General features: G+C 58.4%; 28 protein-coding genes. 5 read left to right on the top strand and 23 right to left on the bottom strand.

Annotated features, from left to right (window positions below; genetic code table 11):
- The first annotated feature begins 6 nt into the window (after nucleotides 1–6).
- Genes ETQ85_RS14095 through ETQ85_RS14075 form a run of 5 tightly spaced genes read left to right on the top strand, consistent with a single transcriptional unit; the run spans nucleotide 7 to nucleotide 5190 of the window.
- On the top strand, nucleotides 7–1689 hold the full coding sequence (locus ETQ85_RS14095) for a nitrite/sulfite reductase (RefSeq protein ID WP_148579702.1): 1683 nt from the start codon (nucleotides 7–9) through the stop codon (nucleotides 1687–1689).
- A complete protein-coding gene (locus ETQ85_RS14090) occupies nucleotides 1682–2206 on the top strand; it encodes a DUF934 domain-containing protein (protein WP_148579701.1) in 525 nt (174 codons plus the stop codon). Before ETQ85_RS14095 ends, ETQ85_RS14090 begins: the two co-directional genes overlap by 8 nt.
- 13 nt (nucleotides 2207–2219) lie before the next feature.
- Nucleotides 2220–2945: a phosphoadenylyl-sulfate reductase gene (locus ETQ85_RS14085; RefSeq protein ID WP_148579700.1), complete on the top strand. Its 726-nt coding sequence runs from the start codon at nucleotides 2220–2222 to the stop codon at nucleotides 2943–2945.
- A gap of 36 nt (nucleotides 2946–2981) precedes the next feature.
- Nucleotides 2982–3896 carry a sulfate adenylyltransferase subunit CysD gene (cysD, locus tag ETQ85_RS14080; RefSeq protein ID WP_148579699.1) on the top strand — a complete coding sequence of 305 codons (915 nt, stop codon included), beginning with the start codon at nucleotides 2982–2984 and terminating at the stop codon, nucleotides 3894–3896.
- A 4-nt stretch (nucleotides 3897–3900) separates the two neighbouring features.
- The gene (locus ETQ85_RS14075) at nucleotides 3901–5190 is read left to right on the top strand and encodes a sulfate adenylyltransferase subunit 1 (RefSeq protein WP_148579698.1); all 1290 of its coding nucleotides are present in this window, start codon (nucleotides 3901–3903) and stop codon (nucleotides 5188–5190) included.
- Between the two features lie 177 nt (nucleotides 5191–5367).
- Here the strand turns inward: ETQ85_RS14075 and rplQ are convergent, their stop codons facing one another.
- From rplQ to rplV, 23 genes are all read right to left on the bottom strand, one after another.
- Complete coding sequence (gene rplQ, locus ETQ85_RS14070; protein ID WP_148579697.1) at nucleotides 5368–5769, bottom strand: 50S ribosomal protein L17; 402 nt, start codon at nucleotides 5767–5769, stop codon at nucleotides 5368–5370.
- A 26-nt stretch (nucleotides 5770–5795) separates the two neighbouring features.
- Entirely contained in the window at nucleotides 5796–6776 is a 981-nt protein-coding gene (locus tag ETQ85_RS14065) for a DNA-directed RNA polymerase subunit alpha (protein WP_148579696.1), read from the bottom strand.
- A 42-nt stretch (nucleotides 6777–6818) separates the two neighbouring features.
- Nucleotides 6819–7448 (bottom strand): 30S ribosomal protein S4, encoded by a 630-nt coding sequence (gene rpsD / locus ETQ85_RS14060; RefSeq protein WP_148579695.1) that lies wholly within the window; start codon nucleotides 7446–7448, stop codon nucleotides 6819–6821.
- A gap of 14 nt (nucleotides 7449–7462) precedes the next feature.
- Entirely contained in the window at nucleotides 7463–7852 is a 390-nt protein-coding gene (gene rpsK / locus ETQ85_RS14055) for a 30S ribosomal protein S11 (RefSeq protein WP_079432670.1), read from the bottom strand.
- Between the two features lie 13 nt (nucleotides 7853–7865).
- Nucleotides 7866–8228, bottom strand: a complete 363-nt coding sequence (gene rpsM, locus ETQ85_RS14050; RefSeq protein WP_148579694.1) for a 30S ribosomal protein S13 — start codon at nucleotides 8226–8228, stop codon at nucleotides 7866–7868.
- 53 nt (nucleotides 8229–8281) lie between these two features.
- Nucleotides 8282–8395, bottom strand: coding sequence for a 50S ribosomal protein L36 (gene rpmJ, locus ETQ85_RS14045; protein ID WP_079432668.1), 114 nt, complete (start codon nucleotides 8393–8395; stop codon nucleotides 8282–8284).
- Nucleotides 8396–8419: 24 nt separating this feature from the next.
- Nucleotides 8420–8638, bottom strand: coding sequence for a translation initiation factor IF-1 (gene infA / locus ETQ85_RS14040; RefSeq protein ID WP_148579693.1), 219 nt, complete (start codon nucleotides 8636–8638; stop codon nucleotides 8420–8422).
- 6 nt (nucleotides 8639–8644) lie between these two features.
- Nucleotides 8645–9970 carry a preprotein translocase subunit SecY gene (gene secY, locus ETQ85_RS14035; RefSeq protein ID WP_148579692.1) on the bottom strand — a complete coding sequence of 442 codons (1326 nt, stop codon included), beginning with the start codon at nucleotides 9968–9970 and terminating at the stop codon, nucleotides 8645–8647.
- 8 nt (nucleotides 9971–9978) lie between these two features.
- Nucleotides 9979–10419, bottom strand: coding sequence for a 50S ribosomal protein L15 (gene rplO / locus ETQ85_RS14030; RefSeq protein WP_148579691.1), 441 nt, complete (start codon nucleotides 10417–10419; stop codon nucleotides 9979–9981).
- Entirely contained in the window at nucleotides 10420–10602 is a 183-nt protein-coding gene (gene rpmD, locus ETQ85_RS14025; RefSeq protein ID WP_148579690.1) for a 50S ribosomal protein L30, read from the bottom strand.
- A gap of 3 nt (nucleotides 10603–10605) precedes the next feature.
- Nucleotides 10606–11133: a 30S ribosomal protein S5 gene (rpsE, locus tag ETQ85_RS14020; protein WP_148579689.1), complete on the bottom strand. Its 528-nt coding sequence runs from the start codon at nucleotides 11131–11133 to the stop codon at nucleotides 10606–10608.
- Between the two features lie 12 nt (nucleotides 11134–11145).
- On the bottom strand, nucleotides 11146–11499 hold the full coding sequence (gene rplR / locus ETQ85_RS14015; RefSeq protein ID WP_148579750.1) for a 50S ribosomal protein L18: 354 nt from the start codon (nucleotides 11497–11499) through the stop codon (nucleotides 11146–11148).
- Nucleotides 11500–11511: 12 nt separating this feature from the next.
- Nucleotides 11512–12045 carry a 50S ribosomal protein L6 gene (rplF, locus tag ETQ85_RS14010; protein ID WP_148579688.1) on the bottom strand — a complete coding sequence of 178 codons (534 nt, stop codon included), beginning with the start codon at nucleotides 12043–12045 and terminating at the stop codon, nucleotides 11512–11514.
- Nucleotides 12046–12057: 12 nt separating this feature from the next.
- Nucleotides 12058–12453 (bottom strand): 30S ribosomal protein S8, encoded by a 396-nt coding sequence (rpsH, locus tag ETQ85_RS14005; protein WP_148579687.1) that lies wholly within the window; start codon nucleotides 12451–12453, stop codon nucleotides 12058–12060.
- A 10-nt stretch (nucleotides 12454–12463) separates the two neighbouring features.
- A complete protein-coding gene (gene rpsN / locus ETQ85_RS14000) occupies nucleotides 12464–12769 on the bottom strand; it encodes a 30S ribosomal protein S14 (protein ID WP_148579686.1) in 306 nt (101 codons plus the stop codon).
- A 7-nt stretch (nucleotides 12770–12776) separates the two neighbouring features.
- Nucleotides 12777–13316 carry a 50S ribosomal protein L5 gene (gene rplE, locus ETQ85_RS13995; RefSeq protein WP_148579685.1) on the bottom strand — a complete coding sequence of 180 codons (540 nt, stop codon included), beginning with the start codon at nucleotides 13314–13316 and terminating at the stop codon, nucleotides 12777–12779.
- A gap of 9 nt (nucleotides 13317–13325) precedes the next feature.
- Nucleotides 13326–13640 (bottom strand): 50S ribosomal protein L24, encoded by a 315-nt coding sequence (gene rplX / locus ETQ85_RS13990; protein WP_148579684.1) that lies wholly within the window; start codon nucleotides 13638–13640, stop codon nucleotides 13326–13328.
- A gap of 9 nt (nucleotides 13641–13649) precedes the next feature.
- Nucleotides 13650–14018, bottom strand: coding sequence for a 50S ribosomal protein L14 (gene rplN, locus ETQ85_RS13985; RefSeq protein WP_148579683.1), 369 nt, complete (start codon nucleotides 14016–14018; stop codon nucleotides 13650–13652).
- A 149-nt stretch (nucleotides 14019–14167) separates the two neighbouring features.
- Nucleotides 14168–14437: a 30S ribosomal protein S17 gene (rpsQ, locus tag ETQ85_RS13980; protein ID WP_148579682.1), complete on the bottom strand. Its 270-nt coding sequence runs from the start codon at nucleotides 14435–14437 to the stop codon at nucleotides 14168–14170.
- Nucleotides 14434–14628 (bottom strand): 50S ribosomal protein L29, encoded by a 195-nt coding sequence (rpmC, locus tag ETQ85_RS13975; RefSeq protein ID WP_148579681.1) that lies wholly within the window; start codon nucleotides 14626–14628, stop codon nucleotides 14434–14436. Before rpmC ends, rpsQ begins: the two co-directional genes overlap by 4 nt.
- 3 nt (nucleotides 14629–14631) lie before the next feature.
- Nucleotides 14632–15045 carry a 50S ribosomal protein L16 gene (gene rplP, locus ETQ85_RS13970; RefSeq protein ID WP_148579749.1) on the bottom strand — a complete coding sequence of 138 codons (414 nt, stop codon included), beginning with the start codon at nucleotides 15043–15045 and terminating at the stop codon, nucleotides 14632–14634.
- Nucleotides 15014–15838, bottom strand: a complete 825-nt coding sequence (gene rpsC, locus ETQ85_RS13965) for a 30S ribosomal protein S3 (protein WP_148579680.1) — start codon at nucleotides 15836–15838, stop codon at nucleotides 15014–15016. The genes rplP and rpsC overlap by 32 nt, the downstream gene beginning before the upstream one ends.
- Before the next feature lie 9 nt (nucleotides 15839–15847).
- Nucleotides 15848–16177 carry a 50S ribosomal protein L22 gene (gene rplV, locus ETQ85_RS13960; protein WP_148579679.1) on the bottom strand — a complete coding sequence of 110 codons (330 nt, stop codon included), beginning with the start codon at nucleotides 16175–16177 and terminating at the stop codon, nucleotides 15848–15850.
- Nucleotides 16178–16187: the final 10 nt, after the last annotated feature.

Below are 16187 nucleotides of genomic sequence, written 5' to 3'. Positions count from 1 at the left end.
AAAGAAATGTACCGTTACGACCCCTACGACCAGAAGATCGTCGACGAACGCGTGGCCCAGTTCCGCGATCAGACCCGCCGTTATCTGGCAGGTGAGCTGACCGACGAAGAGTTCCGTCCCCTGCGCCTGCAAAACGGCCTGTACATCCAGCGCCATGCGCCGATGCTGCGGGTCGCCGTACCTTATGGCCTGCTGTCGTCCACGCAGGTGCGCAAGATGGCCCACATCGCCCGCACCTACGACAAGGGCTATGCCCACATCACCACCCGCCAGAACGTGCAGTTCAACTGGCCCGAGCTGAAGCTCGTACCCGAGATCCTCGCCGAACTCGCCACGGTTGAAATGCACGCGATCCAGACCTCCGGCGCGTGCATCCGCAACATCACCTCCGACCCCTTCGCGGGCGTCGCCGGTGACGAGCAGATCGACCCGCGTCCGTGGGGCGAGATCCTGCGCCAGTGGAGCACCTTCCACCCGGAATTTGCCTTCCTGCCGCGCAAGTTCAAGATCGCCATTAACGGCGCCAAGGAAGACCGCGCGGTCATCCAGTGCCACGACATCGGCCTCGAACTGAAGCGCGATGCAGCCGGTGAAATCGGCTTCCGCGTGCTGGTCGGCGGCGGTATGGGCCGCACCCCGGTGATCGGCGCCGAGATCAGCGCCTTCGTGCCGTGGCAGCACATCATCACCTACTGCGAAGCCATCCTGCGTGTTTACAACCGCCATGGCCGTCGCGACAACCTCTACAAGGCGCGCATCAAGATCCTCGTCAAGGCCCTCGGCATCGACGAATTCCGGCGCCAAGTGGAAGAGGAATGGGTCTTCGGCAAAAACGGGCCGAACACCCTCACCGAAGCTGAAGTCGCCCGCGTCGCCGGCCACTTCACCACGCCCGCCTACGAAACCCTGCCGGCCGACGACGCCGGCTACCTCAGCCAGCATGCCGCCAACCCGGCCTTCGCTGCCTGGACGCGCCGCAACGTACTGGCCCACAAGGTGCCCGGCTACGCAGTGGTCGTGGTGTCCCTCAAGGATCCGTCCCGCGCCCCCGGTGACGTCACCGACGCGCAGCTCGACCTGGTTGCCGACTGGGCCGACGCCTACAGCTTCGGTGAAATCCGCGCCACCCACGAACAAAACCTGGTCCTCGCCGACGTCAAGCAGTCCGAGCTCTTCGCCCTGTGGGAAAAAGCCCGTGCTGCCAATCTGGCAACGCCGACCTTCGGCCTCCTGACCGACATGATCTGCTGCCCTGGCGGCGATTTTTGCTCGCTGGCCAATGCCAAGTCGATCCCCATCGCCAACGCCATCCAGGCCCGCTTCGACGACCTCGATTACCTCTACGACATCGGCGACATCGAACTCAATATCTCCGGCTGCATGAACTCCTGCGGCCACCACCACGTGGGCCACATCGGCGTCCTCGGCGTCGATAAGAACGGCGAAGAGTGGTACCAGGTCAGCCTTGGCGGCAGCCAGGGCAACCACACCAGCATCGGCAAGGTCATCGGTCGCTCTTTTGCCGCCGCCGAAATGCCCGATGTGGTCTCGAAGATCATCAATGTCTACCTGGCCCAACGCCAGGACGGTGAGCGCTTCATCGAAACCGTCCGCCGCACCGGCCTCGACCCCTTCAAGCTTGGCGTGTATGGCGAAGCCGCCGTCAAGGAAAGGAAGCAAAATGCCTAAGATCATCAAGAACGGCCAACTGATCGACGACGACACCCGGATCCTCATCCTCGACGAAAGCCAGGCGCCTGAAGAGCTGACCCTCGCCGCCGGCCCGGTATTCGTGCCTTTCGCCGTCTGGCAGGCCCACAGCGGCCAGCTCTCCGGCCGTGCCGACCTCGGCGTGTGGCTCGACAGCCATGAAGACGTGGCAGAACTCGTCCCGGATCTGGACCGCATCGCCGCCATCGCCCTCAACTTCCCCAAGTTCACCGACGGCCGCGCCTACTCCGCCGCCGCCCTGCTGCGCACTCGCTACGGTTTCAAGGGCGAAATCCGCGCCATCGGCGACGTGCTGCGCGATCAGTTCTTCTTCATGCAGCGCTGCGGCTTCGACACCATCCAGCCCAAGGCCGGCAAGTATTCCGATGCCCAGCTGGAAGAAGCCCTGGCCAGCCTGAAGGATTTCTCCACCCCCTACCAGGCGGCGGTGGACCAGCCCGAACCCCTGTTCCGCCGCGCCCAGCGCGCCGCGTAAGCGAGGAGACACCATGCACCCGAACCAGAACCCCAAGCTCGACGATCCCGTGCTGCTGGCCAGCCTCGAAGCCAAGGTCGCCATCCTGAAGGCCGATCTCGCCGCCGCCGCGGTCGAATTCCCGGCCATCACCATGGCCAACAGCCTGGGCGCCGAGGACATGGTCCTCACCGACGTGATCGCCACCAGCAAGCTGACCATCGAGATCTTCTCGCTGGATACCGGCCGCCTGCCCCTCGAGACCTACGACCTGATGGCCAAGGTGCAGGCGCACTACGGCCTCAAGCTCAAGTTCTACTACCCGAATCACGAGGCGGTGGAAGCCTTCACCCGCGAAAACGGCATCAACGGCTTCTACGACAGCGTCGCGCTGCGCAAGGCCTGCTGCCACGCCCGCAAGGTCGAGCCCCTGGGCCGCGCCCTGGCCGGCAAACAGGCCTGGATCACCGGCCTGCGCGCCGAGCAATCCACCACCCGCACCGACCTGCCCAAGCAGCAGTTCGACGAAGGCAACGGTCTCATCAAGCTCAACCCCCTGTCGGCCTGGTCCGAAAAGGAAGTCTGGGCTTACATCCGCCTCAACAAGGTTCCGTACAACGCCCTCCACGACAAGTTCTACCCGAGCATCGGCTGCGCGCCCTGTACGCGCCCGGTTTCCATCGGGGAAGACGTGCGCGCCGGGCGCTGGTGGTGGGAAAATCCGGAAACCAAGGAATGCGGCCTGCACGTCAAGAAGTAATGGCGCACAGCAACGAACCCTCAACCGAGTAAAGCAATGTCGACGCTCACCAAACAAACCCTGAGCCACCTGGACTGGCTCGAATCCGAAGCCATCCACATCATGCGTGAAGTGGCCGGCCAGTGCAGCAACCCCGTGCTGCTGTTCTCCGGCGGCAAGGACTCCCTGTGCCTGCTGCGCCTGGCCGAAAAGGCCTTCCGCCCGGGCCGCTTCCCGTTCCCGTTGATGCACATCGACACCGGCCACAATTACAAGGAAGTCACCGATTTCCGCGACAAGCGCGCCGCCGAACTCGGCGAACGCCTGATCGTGCGTTCGGTGGAAGACTCCATGGCCCGTGGCACCGTCGTCCTCAAGAACGAAGGCGAATCCCGCAACAAGCACCAGTCGGTCACGCTACTCGAAGCCATTGAAGAATTCGGTTTCAACGCCTGTATCGGTGGCGCCCGCCGCGACGAAGAAAAGGCCCGCGCCAAGGAGCGGATCATGAGCTTCCGCGACGAGTTCGGCCAATGGGACCCGAAGAACCAGCGCCCCGAGTTGTGGAACCTCTACAACGCGCGCAGCCACAAGGGCGAGAACATCCGCGCCTTCCCGATCAGCAACTGGACCGAGATGGACGTGTGGCAATACATCGAGCGTGAAAAGCTCGAGCTGCCGAGCATCTACTTCTCGCACATCCGCCCGATCGTCATGCGCGGCGGTGCCATGGTACCGGTGACCGACATCACCCCCGCCAGGGCCGGCGAAGAAATCGTCCAGATGCAGGTGCGCTTCCGCACCGTCGGTGACATCACCTGTACCGCACCGGTGCTCAGCGACGCCGATACCGTCGAGAAGATCGTCATCGAAACCGCCACCACCACCATCACCGAACGCGGCGCCACCCGCCTCGATGACCAGACTTCCGACGCCTCCATGGAGCAGCGCAAGAAGGAAGGGTATTTCTAAGATCATGACCAGCGCCCACACACACCTCACCCAGATCGAAGATCGCGGCCTGCTGCGCTTCCTGACCTGCGGCAGCGTCGATGACGGCAAGAGCACCCTGATCGGCCGCCTGCTGTTCGACAGCAAGACCATCCTGGCCGACACGCTTACCGCCATCGAGCGCACCTCCACCAAGCGCGGCCTGACCGCCGTCGACCTGTCCCTCCTCACCGACGGCCTGCAGGCCGAACGCGAGCAGGGCATCACCATCGACGTCGCCTACCGTTACTTCTCCACCGGCACGCGCAAGTACATCATTGCCGACGCGCCCGGCCACGAGCAGTACACCCGCAACATGGTCACCGCCGCCTCCACCGCCAACGTCGCCATCATCCTGATCGACGCGCGCAAGGGCGTCCTCACCCAGACCCGTCGCCACAGCTACCTGGCCAAACTGGTGGGTATTCCCCACGTCATCGTCGCCGTGAACAAGATGGATCTGGTCGATTACAGCCAGGCCACCTACGACGGTATCGTCGCCGAGTACTCTGCCTTTGCCGAGCAGATCGGTCTCACCGACGTGCGTTTCATTCCGCTGTCCGCCCTCGTCGGCGACATGATCGTGGACCGCGGCGAACGCCTCGACTGGTACACCGGCCCGACGCTCATCGACATCCTCGAAGCCGCCCCGGCGGCGCACACCGAAAAGGCCGAGAGCTTCCGCTTCCCGGTTCAGTACGTGTGCCGTCCGCAAGCGTCCGATGACCCCGAGCTGCACGACTACCGCGGCTTCATGGGCCGCGTCGAGTCGGGCGAGATCAAGGTCGGCGACAGTGTCACCGTGCTGCCCAACGGCCGCACGACGCGCGTCAAGGACGTCCAGCTTTACGGCCAGTCCATCGGCAAGGCGATCCACGAGCAGTCCGTCACCCTGCTGCTCGAAGACGAAATCGACATCTCCCGCGGCGACATGATCGTCAACAGCGAAGAAGTCCCGGTGCAAACCAAGCAGATCGAAGCCATGATGTGCTGGCTGTCCGAAACGCCGCTGTCGCCGGCGCGCACCTACTGGCTGCGCCACACGACCCGTGAAGTCAAAGCCAAGGTCGCCAGCATTGCCCACCGTGTCGATATCAACTCCCTTGCCAAGGACGCTGCGACGACCCTGGCGATGAACGATATCGCCCAACTGACCCTGAAGCTGGCCCAGCCCATCTTCGCCGACAATTACACGGAATCCCGGCCGACCGGCGCCTTCATCCTGATCGATGAATCCACCAACAACACGGTCGGCGCAGGAATGATCGTCGGCTGATCGCGCCTGATCAAAGCAACAAAGGCCCGTCGGAGGTTTCCCCGACGGGCCTTTTTTTATCCGGCACCCAACTCAGGGATACGGATGCTCTAGCGCCGTACTAATGTTCTGGGCGCAAGCAAAACAAAAAAGCCAGCTTGCGCTGGCTTTTTTGCAACAAGACACCAAAGCGTCTGTTTATGCAGCTTCCTTCTCACCTTCAGAGGCAACCGCTTCGCCGTCCGGACGATCCAGCAGCTCAACGAAAGCCATCGGCGCGTTATCGCCATCGCGGAAACCACACTTCAGGATACGCAGGTAACCACCGTTGCGGGTGGAGAAGCGCGGACCCAGTTCGTCAAAAATCTTGACGACGATCTCACGATCGCGAAGGCGGTCAAACGCCAGGCGGCGATTGGCCAGACTCGGCTTCTTGCCGAGAGTGATCAGGGGCTCAACAACCTTGCGCAGCTCCTTGGCCTTCGGCACGGTGGTCTTGATGACCTCGTGACGCAGCAGGGAGTTCGCCATGTTGCGCAGCATAGCCTGACGGTGGCTGCTGGTGCGGTTGAGCTTGCGAAGACCGTTACGGTGACGCATTTGTAATTACCTCTTCTTCGTTACGCTCAACCGAGCTTTTCCAGCCCGGCCGGCGGCCAATTTTCAAGTTTCATACCCAGCGTCAGACCACGCGAGGCAAGGACTTCCTTGATCTCGTTCAGCGACTTACGCCCCAGATTCGGCGTCTTGAGCAGTTCAGTTTCGGTGCGCTGGATCAGATCACCAATGTAGTAGATGTTCTCGGCCTTCAGGCAGTTCGCAGAACGAACCGTCAGTTCAAGATCATCAACCGGGCGAAGCAGGATCGGATCAATGGCAGGAGCCTTCGGTGCCTCAACGGCAGTCGGAGTTCCTTCCAAATCAGCGAACACGGAGAGCTGGTCCATCAGTACACGCGCAGCGAACCGCACGGCCTCTTCCGGATCAACAGCACCATTTGTTTCGATATCGAGAACCAGGCGATCCAGGTCAGTCCGCTGCTCGACGCGAGCACTCTCAACCGTGTAGCTCACACGGCGAACCGGGCTGAAAGAAGCGTCAAGAACGATACGACCGATGCTCTTGGACTCGCCAACAGCGGGACGCTGATTACCCGGAACATAACCACGGCCCTGCTCCACCTTGATCTGAAGATCAAGCTTGCCACCAGGGGCCAGATGAGCAAGGACGTGATCCGGATTGATCACTTCCACGTCGTGCGACACTTCGATGTCCGCCGCCGTTACAACACCTTCGCCGGACTTAACCAGAGACAGCGTTGCATCGTTACGACCGTGCAACTTGAGAACGACACCCTTCAGGTTCAGAAGCAGGTCGACAACATCTTCCCGCACGCCATCCAGTGTCGAGTACTCATGCAGTACGCCCTCGATCGAAACCTCGGTCGGTGCGTAGCCCGGCAACGAGGACAGCAGAATCCGACGGAGCGCGTTACCGAGCGTATGCCCGAAGCCGCGTTCAAACGGCTCCATGGTCACACGAGCGTGCACCGGCGAAACGTTCTGCACCTCAATGATGCGCGGTTTCAGCAGAGCATTACTTTGCATCGACAATCCTTCTATAGAGTCGCGCCAGAGGCGCGACCACCATTAACGCGAATACAGTTCGACAACCAGGCCTTCGTTCATCGTCGCCGGCAATTCCGCACGCTGCGGGTATGCCTTGAACGTTCCCTTACCAGCCTTGATATCCACTGCCAGCCACTCCGGGAAGCCACGAGCTTCGGCGGCCTCCAGCGCAGCCTTGACGCGCAGTTGAGTACGCGCGGTATCGGTGAGCTGAACTTCGTCGCCCGGACGAACGGTGTAGGACGGAATATTCACACGCTTGCCGTTGACCAGGACGCCGTTGTGACGAACGACCTGACGAGCTTCGGCACGGGAAACGCCGAAACCCATACGGTAGGCAACAGCATCCAGCCGACCTTCGAGGAGCTGCAGCAGGTTCTCACCCGTTTTGCCCTTGAGGCGGTCAGCCTCAGCGTAGGTCTTGCGGAACTGACGCTCAAGAACGCCGTAAACGCGACGGATCTTTTGCTTTTCGCGCAGTTGCACGCCGTAGCCAGAGAGGCGCTGACCAGACTTCTGGCCATGCTGACCAGGAGCGTAGGAACGACGCTCAATAGCGCACTTGTCGGTAAAGCACTTTTCGCCCTTCAGGAAGAGCTTCTCACCCTCGCGACGGCACTGACGGCACTTGGGGTCAAGATTACGAGCCACTGTTCAACTCCTTGTCAGATACGACGCTTCTTCGGCGGACGGCAGCCGTTGTGCGGAATAGGCGTGATATCAGTGATCGTGGTGATCTTGATACCCAGCGCGTTCAGCGCGCGAACACTGGATTCGCGACCGGGGCCGGGGCCCTTTACACGAACTTCCAGGTTCTTGATGCCGCACTCGATGGCCACCTTGCCAGCCGCTTCAGCAGCGACCTGGGCAGCAAACGGGGTGCTCTTGCGGGAACCTTTGAAGCCGGCGCCGCCGGAGGTAGCCCACGACAGCGCGTTGCCCTGGCGATCGGTGATCGTGATGATCGTGTTGTTGAAAGAAGCGTGAACGTGGGCAATACCCTCGGCCACGTTCTTTTTGATCTTCTTGCGAACCTTCGCAGCAGTCTTTGCCATGTCTTATCCCTAATTACTTCTTGCCGGCGATCGCCTTGCGCGGACCCTTACGGGTACGGGCATTGGTGCGCGTGCGCTGGCCACGAAGGGGCAAACCACGACGATGGCGCACCCCGCGATAGCACCCAAGATCCATAAGGCGCTTGATACACATCGTCACTTCACGGCGAAGGTCACCTTCAACGGTGAACTTTGCGACTTCGTCGCGCAGCCGTTCCATGTCGGACTCCGTAAGATCTTTAATCTTTACGGAACGGCCCACACTGGCCGAATCACAGATCTGTTGAGCGCGAGTGCGCCCGATCCCAAAGATCGCAGTCAATGCGATCTCGGTGTGCTTATGGTTGGGAATGTTTACCCCTGCAATGCGGGCCATGCGTTCACCCCAAAATGCTAAACATTAAATTATAAAGAATGCGGGTGACCGCATCAACCCTGACGCTGCTTGTGACGCGGATCCGTACAGATCACGCGAACGACACCTTTGCGACGGACAATTTTGCAGTTTCTGCAAAGCCGCTTGACCGATGCTTGAACTCTCATTTCTAGCTCCTGACTACTCTTCTATTATTTCGCTCGGAAAACGATCCGGGCCCTACTCAAATCATACGGAGTCAACTGCACCGTAACCTTGTCGCCAGGAAGAATACGAATGTAATGCATACGCATCTTCCCTGAAATGTGTCCCAAAACTACATGGCCATTTTCAAGCTTGACCTTAAAAGTTGCGTTGGGAAGGTTTTCTAAGACCTCACCCTGCATCTCAATGTAATCTTCCCTCGACATGAGTGCCTACTTGAGCGGTACCCTTGCGCCCTTGAAGTTGGCCTTCTTCAAAAGGCTTTCGTATTGGTGGGACATGACATAAGCCTGAACCTGGGACATGAAGTCCATCGTAACCACCACGATGATCAACAATGAGGTGCCACCAAAATAGAACGGCACATTCCACTTCAGGATCAGAAACTCAGGCAGCAAACAGACTAGCGTGATGTACACCGCACCTGCCAACGTAAGCCGCATCAAGATCTTGTCTATGTACCGAGCCGTCTGGTCACCCGGACGAATACCTGGCACAAAAGCCCCACTCTTCTTCAGGTTGTCGGCCGTCTCCTTCGAATTGAAGACGAGCGCCGTATAGAAGAAGCAGAAAAACACGATTGCTGCTGCATACAGGATCACGTAAATCGGCTGCCCGGGAGCTAGCGTCGAACCAAGATCCTTCAACCAGGCCATCTGCTCCGAAGATCCAAACCACTGGGCCAACGTCGCAGGGAAAAGAATGATGCTGGAGGCAAAGATCGGCGGAATAACACCGGCCATGTTCAACTTCAAGGGCAAATGGGAGCTTTGACCGCCATAAACCTTGTTGCCGACCTGACGCTTGGCGTAATTAACCAGAATCTTCCGCTGACCACGCTCAACGAACACCACCACACCAGTCACTGCCACCACAAGGACGCAAATAACCAGCGCCGTGAATGGATGCATGGCACCAGTGCGAACAAGCTCAAAAAGACCACCAAGCGAGTTCGGAAGCCCCGCAGCAATGCCGGCAAAGATGATGATGGATATTCCGTTGCCCAAACCTCGCTCAGTGATCTGCTCACCAAGCCACATCAGGAACATCGTACCGGTAACCAAAGTCGATACCGTCACAAAGCGGAACATGAAACCAGGATCCAGCACCAACCCTTGCTGAGATTCAAGCGCTACAGCAATACCCATGCCCTGGAACAAGGCAAGTGCCAGAGTACCGTAACGGGTGAACTGCGTAATCTTGCGACGCCCCGCCTCGCCCTCTTTCTTCAGAGCCTCCAACTGCGGCGAAGCAACAGTCAGCAACTGCATGATGATCGAGGCCGAAATATACGGCATGATCCCAAGAGCAAAAATCGTGAAGCGCGACAAGGCGCCTCCCGAGAACAGGTTGAACACCCCGAGGATGCCGCCCTTTTGGCTCTTGAACAGATCCGCAAGGGCTACCGGATCGATGCCCGGCACCGGAATGTGAGCGCCGATCCGATATACGATCAGCGCACCTAGCAGGAAAACCAAGCGACGCTTGAGATCTCCAAACTTTCCCGGTGCCGCCAGCGCGGACTGTTGATTGGCCACGCTAGACCTTACTCGGCGGACTCGACGGAACCACCAGCAGCTTCAATCGCTGCCTTGGCACCCTTCGTCACACCCAAGCCACGCAGGTTAACCTTACGGCTGATAGCGCCAGAAAGGATTACGCGGGCAGCAAGAGCATCAGCAGCAACGATACCGGCCTGCTGGAGGACCAGCAAATCGATGTCATCCACCGGCAGAGCTTCAAGCTCGGACAGGCGAACTTCACCAATCCGGGCACGAGTCAAGGAAACGAAACCGCGCTTCGGAAGGCGACGCTGCATGGGCATTTGACCGCCCTCAAAGCCAACCTTGTGGAAACCGCCAGTACGGGATTTTTGACCTTTGTGGCCACGACCAGCAGTCTTACCCAGACCACTGCCGATTCCACGACCAACCCGCTTCGCAGCGTGCTTGGCGCCCGCTGCAGGTTTAATAGCATTCAGCCGCATTTAAGCCTCACACTTAACGAGGTAGGCGACCTTGGTAATCATGCCTCGCACTGCAGGAGTATCCTGCAACTCCACCGTATGGCGGATTCGACGAAGCCCAAGTCCGCGCACGGTTGCACGATGGGACTGCTTGGTACCGATCACACTCTTTACGAGAGTAACCTTCAGTTTTTTGTCCGACATGACTTACCCCTGAATCTCTGCAACCGTCTTGCCACGCTTGGCGGCAATCACGGAAGGAGCGTTGGTGGCCATGAGTCCGTTCAAAGTGGCACGCACCACGTTGTACGGATTGGTGGAACCGATGGACTTGGCGATGATATCGGTCACGCCCATCACTTCGAACACCGCACGCATTGCACCGCCGGCGATAATCCCGCTACCAACCGGAGCCGGCATCATCAGAACAGACGAAGCACCATGCTTGCCAATGACGGAGTGATGCAGCGTACCGTTCTTCAGGGACACCTTGGCCATCTTGCGACGAGCCTCTTCCATCGCCTTCTGAACTGCGACCGGCACTTCGCGGGACTTGCCCTTGCCCATGCCAACGGCACCATCACCATCACCAACCACGGTCAGGGCAGCAAAACCGAGGATACGGCCGCCCTTTACAACCTTGGTTACGCGATTGATGGAAACCATCTTTTCGCGCAGGCCATCATCGCGCTCGTCCGAGGCCTGCACCTTCTTGTTACCTTGCTGCTTAGCCATGCTAAACCTCGCTTAGAACTTCAATCCGCCTTCGCGGGCGGCATCGGCAAGCGCCTTCACGCGGCCGTGGTACTGAAAACCGGAACGGTCAAAAGCAACCGCTTCGATACCAGCCGCCTTTGCGCGCTCGGCAATGAGCTTGCCAACCAGTTCGGCGGCGGCCTTGTTGCCACCATTCGGAACCTGAGCCTTGACTTCAGCCTCTACGGTCGAAGCAGCGGCCAGAACCTTGGAACCGCAACCGGCGATAACCTGCGCATAGATGTGGCTGTTGGAACGGAACACGGACAGACGGACTGCCTTCATTTCCGCAATTTTGGCACGGGTTTTCCGTGACCGGCGCAAACGCGTTTCCTTCTTGGTGATCATGATCCGCCCTTACTTCTTCTTGGTTTCTTTCAAGGTGACCACTTCATCCGAGTAACGCACACCCTTGCCCTTATAGGGCTCTGGCGGACGGTACGCACGGACTTCAGCAGCTACCTTGCCGACAGCCTGCTTATCGACACCCTTAATGAGGACCTCGGTCTGAGTCGGAGTCTCTACCTTGATGCCCTCAGGCATCTGGTGCACCACAGGGTGGGAGAAACCGAGCGTCAGATTGAGCTTGTCGCCTTGGGCCTGGGCACGATATCCCACGCCTACCAGGGTCAGCTTGCGCTCGAAGCCCTTCGAAACACCGGTCACCATATTGTTGACCAATGCACGCATGGTGCCCGACATCGCCTTGCTGTTAACCGCACCTTCAACAGCAGAACACTGGAGGCCATCGCCTTCACGCTCCACCTTGACGGACGGGTGAACAAACTGGGTAAGGCTACCCAGGGGACCCTTGATGGTGATTTCGCCACCACCGATAACGACATCCACACCAGCGGGAACGAGGACCGGATTCTTGGCTACACGGGACATATCAATCTCCCCTTAAGCCACGATGCACAGCACTTCACCACCCGCACGGGCAGCGCGCGCAGCGCGATCAGTCATTACGCCCTTGGGGGTGGAGACAATCGCCACACCCAGGCCATTCATCACGCGGGGCAGATCATCGCTACCCTTGTACACACGAAGGCCAGGACGGCTCACGCGCTCAATGCGCTCGATAACCGGACGACCTGCGTAATACTTAAGGGCCAGAGACAATTCAGCCTTGCCAGCGCTTTCGGTGACAGCGAAGTCATCAATATAACCTTCGCTCTTCAGAACCTTCGCGATCGAAACCTTCAGCTTGGACGAGGGCATCGCGACAGAGCTCTTTTGCGCCTGCTGCGCGTTACGAACCCGCGTCAGCATATCGGCGATCGGATCAGACATGCTCATCTTCGACCCCTTACCAGCTTGCCTTGGTCATGCCGGGAACTTCACCGCGGAAGGCAACTTCACGCAGCTTGTTACGACACAGACCGAATTTACGGAAAACACCACGCGGACGACCGGTTTGCTCGCAGCGATTACGCTGACGGCTCGGGCTCGAGTTGCGCGGCAGTTGCTGCAGCTTGAGACGCGCAGCCATGCGCTCCTCGTCCGACAGCTTGGCGTTGTTGATCTGCTCGAACAGAGCTGCACGCTTGGCTGCAAACTTTGCAACCGTCTTAGCACGCTTCTCTTCGCGATTGATCAGAGACAGTTTCGCCATAAAACCCTCAGTTCTTGAACGGGAACTTGAACGCGGCGAGCAGAGCGCGCGCCTCGTCGTCCGACTTTGCAGTCGTCGTGATGCTGATATTCATCCCGCGCAGAGCATCGATCTTGTCGTACTCGATTTCCGGGAAAATAATCTGCTCTTTGACGCCCAGGTTGTAATTGCCGCGGCCATCGAAGCCTTTACCAGCAATACCACGGAAGTCACGAATACGCGGCATGGCGATCGTAACCAGGCGATCAAGGAACTCGAACATCCGAGGACCACGAAGCGTCACCATGCAACCAATCGGGTAACCATCACGAATCTTGAAACCCGCGATAGACTTTTTGGCCTTGGTGGTAACCGGCTTCTGGCCAGCGATCTTCTGCAGATCGCCAACAGCGTAGTCGAGAACCTTCTTGTCACCGACAGCCTCACCCACACCCATATTCAGGGTGATCTTGGTGATCCGCGGAACTTCCATAACCGACTTGTAGCCGAACTTCTGAAGAAGCTCAGGCGACACGGTTTCTTTGTAGAATTCTTGCAGGCGCGCCATGACTATCCCTTACGCATCCACTACTTCGCCATTGGACTTGAAGATCCGGACCTTGCGGCCATCCTCAAGAACCTTGAAGCCCACGCGATCAGCCTTCTGGGTGGCTGCATTGAACAGCGCCACGTTTGAAACCTGAATCGGCATTTCCTTTTCGATGATGCCACCAACCTGGCCCTTCATCGGATTCGGACGCACGTGCTTCTTGACGCGATTGATACCTTCCACCAGAACGACGTCACCATCGTTACGCAGAACAGTACCCCGCTTACCCTTATCCTTGCCCGTAAGGACGGCGACTTCATCGCCTTTGCGAATCTTATTCACAACAACTCCTTAGAGAACTTCAGGCGCCAGGGAAACGATCTTCATGAACTTTTCAGTACGCAATTCGCGCGTAACCGGTCCGAAGATGCGCGTACCGATCGGCTCGCCCTTGTTGTTAAGCAGAACCGCCGCATTGCGGTCAAACTTGATAAGCGAGCCATCCGGACGACGAACACCCTTGGCAGTGCGAACCACCACGGCGCTGTAAACATCGCCCTTCTTGACGCGACCACGAGGAGCGGCGTCTTTAATACTCACCTTGATGATGTCACCAACACCGGCGTAACGACGCTTGGAGCCGCCCAACACCTTGATGCACATCACGTAACGCGCGCCGGTATTATCGGCGACGTCCAGTATCGTTTGCATTTGGATCATTTAAACTCTCCAACTTAACACGCTTGCGCGGCCAGTTTTGGATCCCGTTCGGGTTGATTGGACTTGCACCGGAAACGGTGCAAGAGCAAAGACGACAATAATAATGGCTTGCCAATCACTTGGCAAGCCATTTATACAAGCAGACCTACTTAAACTGCCACTACCGACTCAAGCACCTTCGTAACACGCCAGGTCTTGGTCTTCGAGATCGGGCGAGTCTCTTCGATTTCGACGAGATCACCTTCCTTCGCAATACCGCTTTCAACGTGAGCGTGATACTTGGCCGTACGAGTCATCACCTTGCCATACAGCGGATGCTTCACACGACGCTCAACCAGCACGGTAACCGTGTTGGTCATCTTATCACTCACGACGCGACCAACTTCAACGCGTTTGTTTTTCTTGACTTGATCGTTCATTTCGCACCCGCCTTCTCGCGAAGAATGGTTCTTACCCGGGCAATATCCTTGCGAACCTTGCCGAGTTGCGAAGTGTTGCTCAGCTGCTGAGTCGCGATCTGCATCCGAAGACTGAATTGAGCCTTCAGCAGTTCGATCAGTTCAGCGTTGAGCTGGCCGGCGTCCTTCGCCCGCATTTCCGAAGCATTCATGATTTACCCCACCATCCGGACAACGAAGACGGTTTCGATCGGCAACTTGGCAGCAGCAAGGCGGAAAGCCTCGCGAGCCAGAGTTTCATCGACTCCATCCATTTCGTAGAGAACCTTGCCCGGCTGGATCTCGGCAACCCAGTATTCCGGGCTACCCTTACCGTTACCCATCCGCACTTCCGCCGGCTTCTGAGAAATCGGCTTGTCCGGGAAAACGCGAATCCAAATACGACCGCCACGCTTGATGTGACGGGTCATAGCACGACGAGCAGATTCGATCTGACGAGCAGTAAGACGACCACGCCCAACCGCCTTCAGACCGTACTCACCAAAGCTTACCTTGGCGCCGCGGGTGGCGAGACCCTTGTTGCGGCCCTTCTGCTCCTTACGATACTTCCTTCTCGACGGCTGCAGCATCATTCACCCCTGCTTCTTTCTTGATCCGTTTTGCACCATCAGCCTGTTCGCCGCCAGTGCGGCGCGCGGGCCGCTTGGCACCCGGCTTGCTGTCGGCACCCTCATTGCGACGACGACCACGGCGATTATCGCCCTCATTGTCCGTCGCTGCAGGCTGCTCGTTACGAGCAAGAGCCTCACCCTTGTACACCCAAACCTTGATGCCGATAACACCGTAGGTCGTGTGCGCTTCGGACACACCGTAATCGATGTCAGCACGCAGGGTATGCAAAGGCACACGGCCTTCACGGTACCACTCGGTGCGGGCGATCTCGGCGCCGTTCAGACGACCAGAGCTCATGATCTTGATGCCCTGAGCACCCAGACGCATCGCGTTCTGCATCGCACGCTTCATGGCGCGACGGAACATGATCCGCTTGACGAGCTGCTGAGCAATAGAGTCAGCGATCAGCTGCGCATCAGTTTCAGGCTTGCGAACTTCTTCGATGTTCACATGCACGGGCACGCCCATGATGCCTTGAAGATCAGCCTTCAGCTTCTCGATGTCCTCACCCTTTTTACCGATTACAACACCCGGACGGGCGCTATAAACAGTAATACGGGCGTTCTTTGCCGGACGCTCGATCACAACACGGCTCACGGAAGCGTGGGCGAGCTTCTTCTTCAGATGCGCGCGAACCTTCAGGTCCTCATTCAGCATCTTCGCGAAGTCGCTACCGGTAGCAAACCAGCGAGAGCCCCAGTTACGCGTTACCGCCAGGCGAAAGCCTGTCGGATGGATTTTCTGTCCCATGGGTTCCCCTTACTCTCCGACCGTCACGTAGATATGGCAAGTCGGCTTGCTGATGCGATTGCCACGACCCTTTGCACGGGCAGTGAAGCGCTTCAGCGTCGTACCTTGCTCAACGTAAATCGTCTTTACGCGCAGGGTATCGATGTCAGCGCCATCGTTGTGCTCTGCATTCGCAATCGCGGACTCAACAACCTTCTTGATGATCTTCGCGCCCTTTTTAGGGCTAAAGGTCAGAATGGCGAGCGCCTGCTCGACAGACTTACCCCGGACGAGATCCGCAACGAGACGACCCTTCTGTTCCGACAGGCGTACGCCGCGGAGAATGGCTTTGGTTTCCATCGTCATTACT

It is taken from the genome of Zoogloea oleivorans (assembly GCF_008107625.1).
Taxonomy (GTDB): domain Bacteria; phylum Pseudomonadota; class Gammaproteobacteria; order Burkholderiales; family Rhodocyclaceae; genus Zoogloea; species Zoogloea oleivorans.
The sequence above is the reverse complement of the archived record's forward strand: the minus strand, read 5'-3'. Positions and strand labels throughout refer to the sequence as shown.